This is a genomic window from Mesorhizobium sp. B2-4-19 (genome assembly GCF_006441315.1).
GTDB lineage: Bacteria > Pseudomonadota > Alphaproteobacteria > Rhizobiales > Rhizobiaceae > Mesorhizobium.
In genome coordinates this window covers 1-5,576 of the sequence record NZ_VFUV01000040.1, presented here as the reverse complement: position 1 = coordinate 5,576, position 5,576 = coordinate 1, and the positions used below count along the sequence as shown (strand labels likewise).

Below are 5,576 nucleotides of genomic sequence, written 5' to 3'. Positions count from 1 at the left end.
CGACATAGTAGGTGTCGTTGCCGAGGCCGCCCTGCATGGTGTCGGCGCCGCCAAGGCCATCGATGATGTTGTTGCCGGAATTTCCGGTGACTTTGTTTGCGCGGTCGTTTCCGAAACCAAACGTCGCCGGACCGGTTAACTGCAAGTCCTCGACGCCATCGTCGATTGTGTAGTCGACTGACGACTGGACCAGATCGTGTCCGCCGCCATCAACCACTACGTCGTGAATATTGTCGACAACGTATACATTCTGGCCGGATCCACCCACCATGTAGTCAGCCCCGATGCCCCCATCTATAGTCACTTGGGAAGTCGATTGAGGCTGGAGGGATGATTTCACCCGAACCACGTCATCTCCGTCACCTGCCAAAACCGACTGGTTCCCGCTTCCTAGATAGATATTGTTGGCTAGTGAGGTGCCGTTGACTGTTTTGTTGCCATTGCCCGAATCGGAATAGTCAAAGCTGTCGTCGACAGTGAACGTGTTATCGTTGTCAGGGCCTTGCTGCGCGATCAGCGGCTGCCCGTTCAGCCGGAAAAGCTGGTCACCGCACTGCACGAATTCAACGCCGTATATCGTGGCAACATAGCTGGAGATGCCAATAAACTGCTTGTAGTCAACAGTCACGCCTGTTCCATTCGACACAAAGTCAAATGAGCTCTTGGCATACGGCAATATCAGAGTATCTGTACCAAAGCCTCCTTCGACAATTCTGGTCCCTTCAGCCACCAGGTTGACTTGATCCATGCCAACGAAATTTGCCTTAAAACTTATGTGATCATCACCGTCTCCTGCGAGGACATAGCTATCCTTAGATAAACTTTGGATGCTGTCGCCGCCGCCGGTTCCGGTGGAAATCTGAATCTTGCCAAACCAGCTTCCGCCATTGGCTAGTGCACTCCCGAGACTTGAAGTCGCGAACTGGCCTAATGGCTTCGACGCTTCGGAAATCAGGAAATTGACGTCAGTTTCGTATCCTGCCTTGCCATGCAGCAGGTCTGGCCTCCAATATAACGCCGAATTGATCAAGACCTGATTATCGCCCCTAGTATCTAGCACCAGATTTAGGTTATTGGCGATGTCTCCAATGTGAATAAAATTCACAACGTGCAAATTGGCATTCGCAACGGTTTGCAATCCACCCCCGATTGAAGCAAAACCAAATCCGCTAATTGTTCCTGCAAAATTAGCCTTGACCATTGAGTCCACGAAATACTGCATCATGGCCCCACCAAGGCTATGGCCACTAACAATAATTTGGTCGATTTTTCCCGGGTTCTCCGTCAGATATTTTTTGATACTGTCAACAAGCGGCGAAAACTTGGGGTAGAAAAATTCAGGGGTTAGTATCAGATCGTAAGCAAAATCACCTATATCGTCAGAGCCCTCAAAAGCAACGGAGAGTGTTGTACGCCCAGCGATTACACCGGTACTTACCTCCGCCACCGCGTCACCTGCAGTAGTCGACGTCTCCCGATAGATACCGTCGATGAAGGTAAAATGGCGTCCGGCGAATTCTCCGAAATCCTTTGGCTTAAGCCCAATTTCAATTCCAGCTACGGAGTGCCAATTCCGCGCTTCGGCCGGTCCTGAATTCTCGTCATAGACTTCGACCATCTGTCGAGCCATCTCTCTATAGAGAGAGCCACCCGTCAGACTGATGGAATTGGAAGCGCGTTCCTCAAACAGGACCCACTCCGTTTTCGTCGTGTTGAAGGAGTACTCAGATGGTCCAACCAACGGAGCCTTGCTAATTGAGGTGTTGGTCGTATCCCAGGTAGAGCCGGCGGCTGCCGATATTTGGTAATCGTTTGACGAACCTCCAAGTTTCAGAATGTCCTTGGCGCCTATCCCACCATCAATTGTGTTTGTGTCCCCAAGAAGTGGGACAAATCCGGTGCCCGTGAATATGAATTGATCGTCGCCGCCACCACCGTTGAGTGTGTTACTTCCAGTACCCCCTTTGATGATGTCGTTGCCGCCCTCTCCGTCTAGAGTGTCAGCGAAATCGCTCCCGATGATGAGATCGTCGCCGTCCATTAGATCGGCGCGCGCGAACGTTGCCGCAAGTCCGGTAATCGGTGTCGTGGAAGTAAATATCCCGTGCTCTCCGGCTAAACCACCAAACTCAACCGAGAAAAACGGCTTTTGGTTCATAGCGCTGTCCCAGGCGTCCCACGCGTTGAAGTAACTCTGCAGCGCAGCATCTAGCCCCGCGGACGAATAAGTTGAGGCAGATACATATGTCCGGATGTCTGGGAACCCAGTGGGAGAAATTGGTATTTTGAATCCAAAGGGCGAGGTCTCCGAAACCGAATAGATATAGTTCGACCCTGGTCGATATGCGGAGACGTCGTCCGGATAAAAATCACCGTAAGGGCCCACGGTGACCTGTGTGGGATTGCTCCCCGGGTCTGCAACTGTCACAACTTTTTGCGACAGCGGACCAACGAAATCGGCTTCCGTCACGAATTCTAGTTGGAGCGAATTGTAAAATGCCTTGGTGTGTGTAACCCCAGCTAAGGAGCTGGTGAAGTCGAAAGTAATTGTCATTTTAGCCTCCTGGCGACCGCTGTGCAGCAGGTCTGGTCTCCCATAAAACGCCGAATTGATCAGGATATAATTTTAGGCACTCCTAATATTTAGCACCAATCTAGGGTGCTGGCGATGTCTCCAATGTGCTACCGGCGTCGTCATTTTGGGGAGGGCCGGGAGGAGTTTCGTACCGCCACTATCGCGAAGATCGGAAGGTCGAGGGACGACCGAAAAAGACGGACCATACGCTAGATGCTCAACAACTGGCACCGTTAGTGGCAAGTTAGTTTTTGATGGATGAGAGTCGTCCAACAACCTCACCGCCTTCACACCGGAATGGCCCTAGCCACGGAAGCGATCGTGGGGGAAAAGCGGTAGCGCTCTTGCGCTGCCATAATCAACCACTCCAATCTCATGAGCCGAGGCATCCTATCCCCCCGAAATGGGCAGCCTTCGGTCACCGCCTCATCGTCGAGCAGAGTCCCATAGCATTGTTTCCACAGGAGAATGCGTCGAAATTGGTACGGTCTCTTGTGCTTCCGTAGTGCTTCCGCGCAAAAACGCGAGGACACTTGCGAAAATCACGATCAGATAACTATCTGATATTTATGTTGAAATTGGCGCACCCGACAGGATTCGAACCTGTGACCTCTGCCTTCGGAGGGCAGCGCTCTATCCAGCTGAGCTACGGGTGCTTCCCGGCGGGCCGGAAAACGAACCAGCCGGTGAACCGGCAAGTCACGGCTTCTTAGCGGAAGCCGGCGCGAGCTTCAACGGGCAATTGGCGATTGGCTGCACGGCACGGCCCTTCGCAGGCTCCCTGCCCTTTCGGGCGTTCAGACCCTTCAAAAGGTCCATTGGACCTTTTGATCCGCCCAAGGGCGGACCGGGTCTTCGCCGTTCGTCGTTCGAAAAGCCAAGCAATTGGCTTTCGTCCGCTTTGCGAATCACGCCTCCGCCTCCCTCTTCACCACCCGCCTCCCCCGCACCGCCCGCTTCACCTTCTTCGTACCGGCAAGCTCGTTCATCGCATCGAGCTGCATCTGCTGCATCTCGGCCAGGCGCGTCCATTGGCGGGAGATGAGGTAGTCGAGCTTTTCGTGCAGGTGGCGCACTTCGAGCTCGGCCTTGAGGTTGACGCGGTATTCGTTGAAGGAGCGCAGGCGGTCTTTCACCTCCTGGCGCTTCTGGCTCATCATGATGACCGGCGCCTGGATGGCGGCGATGCAGGAGAGCAAGAGGTTGAGCAGAATGAAGGGGTAGGGGTCGAAGGCGCCGACGGTGCCCTCGAACAGGTTGACGCCGATCCAGACCAGCAGCACCGCGGCAAACGAGATCAGGAACCACCAGCTGCCGCCGAAGGCGGCCATGTTGTCGGAAACGCGGTCGGGGAAGGTGCGGTGCTCCTCGAACTCCTCTTCCGAGTTTTCGGAAATCGTGTCCTGCCGGGCGATCGATTCCACCACCTGGCGGTCGAGCTCGGAAAATTCGCCGTGCTCCTGCTGCAGCAGCTCCTCCATGTAGCGCATGCGGTAGCGGCCGAGCTCCTCGCGGCTGATGCGGGCGCCCCTGGGCAGGTCCGGATGGTCGGAGCGGATGCGGTCGGCCAGGCTCGGGCGCAGCGTGTCGATGCGCACCAGGTCGCGCTTGTGGAATTTGCGGCCGGAGATCGCCGACGGCTTCTTCTTCGGCTTTATGCGCGACGCACCCAGGCCGGTCGGTTCGGAATCCGGTACTTCGGGCGTGTCGAAATGCTCGTCCGAGCCCTCGTGCAGATCCTCCGGCGTGATCGGCGCCTCGAAATATTCGCCGCCGCTGTCGTTCTCGGTGTCCGCCGCCTGCTGCTCGGGTGCCTTGGGAACGGTGCTCATGGTGCGGGCTCCTGCTGTGGCGCTGCTGGTTCAGGATACGCCGAGGCGACCAGGCATATCCACTGTCGGATTGCGCTGCCTATGCCATGGCTTCCAGACGATTGCGTGACAATCGGATAACAATAGCCGGCTGCGGGCTTTTTGACTGTTGGGGGTTGGGCGAGGTCTCCTCCAACGTCATCATCCACGGGCGTAGCAAGGAGCGGAAGCGGCGTCGCGAAGACCCAAGGATGACGAAGTGAGGGGGAGGTTGCACTCTTGTTATTGCTGTTCGGCGAACATCAGCCTGGTCTTGCTGTCGGCCGTGGTCGGCGACAGGCTGCGCTGGATCAGCGCCTCGACATGGTCGTTGCGCTGGCGGGCCGAGTCGGCGCCCATCACCACCACGATCAGCTGGCGGCCATCGGCATTGTAGGAGGTAACTATGTTGAAGCCGGACGCCCTGATGTAACCGGTCTTGATGCCGTCGACGCCGCGCACGCGGCCGAGCATGTCGTTGTGGCCGCGCACCAGCCTGCCGCGGAACATGAAATCGCTTTCGGAGAAATAGTGGAAATGCTGGGGGAAGCGCTGGCGCAGCGCCATGCCGAGCACCGCCATGTCGCGCGCCGAGGTCATCTGGCCGTCGTCGGGCAGGCCGGACGCGTTGCGGAAGGTGGTGCTGGTCATGCCGAGCGCGCGCGCCTTGGCTGTCATCATGGCGGCGAACTGGTCCTCCGTGCCGCCGAGATATTCGCCGACCGCCACCGCCACGTCATTGGCGGATTTCACGACGATGGCGCGGATGGCGGAATCGACGTCGATCGTTTCGCCGCGCCGGAAGCGCATCTTGGTCGGCGGCTGCGAGGCGGCGTGGTCGGAGACGGGGATCTGCGTTTGCTTGGTCACGCGGCCGGACTCCATCGCCTCGAACAGGACGTAGAGCGTCATCATCTTGGTCAGCGAGGCCGGATAGCGCTGCGCCGTCGAGTTGACCTCGAACAGCTGCTTGCCGGTCCTGACGTCGACGACGATGGCGGCATATTTCTGCGGCGGTGCGGGCACCGCCAGCACCTGGTCCGGCGGGGTCGTGGTCGAGCAGCCGGCGACCATCAGCAACAGGCCAAGGGCGACGAAAACTCTCTGGAGGAGCGGGAAGGGACGCAATTTGGACAAGGGCGGGTTGGACA

Annotated in this window: 2 protein-coding genes, 1 tRNA gene and 1 pseudogene; all 4 read right to left on the bottom strand. The window is 57.1% G+C overall.

Going from position 1 to position 5,576, the window contains the following annotated elements; genetic code table 11:
- A pseudogene (locus FJ546_RS30990) lies at nucleotides 1-2,554 on the bottom strand (hypothetical protein); the annotation flags it as partial.
- Nucleotides 2,555-3,154: 600 nt separating this feature from the next.
- A tRNA-Arg gene (locus FJ546_RS30985) sits at nucleotides 3,155-3,231 on the bottom strand.
- Nucleotides 3,232-3,483: 252 nt separating this feature from the next.
- Nucleotides 3,484-4,407 carry a DUF1003 domain-containing protein gene (locus FJ546_RS30980; RefSeq protein ID WP_140893028.1) on the bottom strand — a complete coding sequence of 308 codons (924 nt, stop codon included), beginning with the start codon at nucleotides 4,405-4,407 and terminating at the stop codon, nucleotides 3,484-3,486.
- A gap of 261 nt (nucleotides 4,408-4,668) precedes the next feature.
- Complete coding sequence (locus tag FJ546_RS30975; protein ID WP_140893030.1) at nucleotides 4,669-5,562, bottom strand: D-alanyl-D-alanine carboxypeptidase family protein; 894 nt, start codon at nucleotides 5,560-5,562, stop codon at nucleotides 4,669-4,671.
- Nucleotides 5,563-5,576 lie beyond the last annotated feature (14 nt).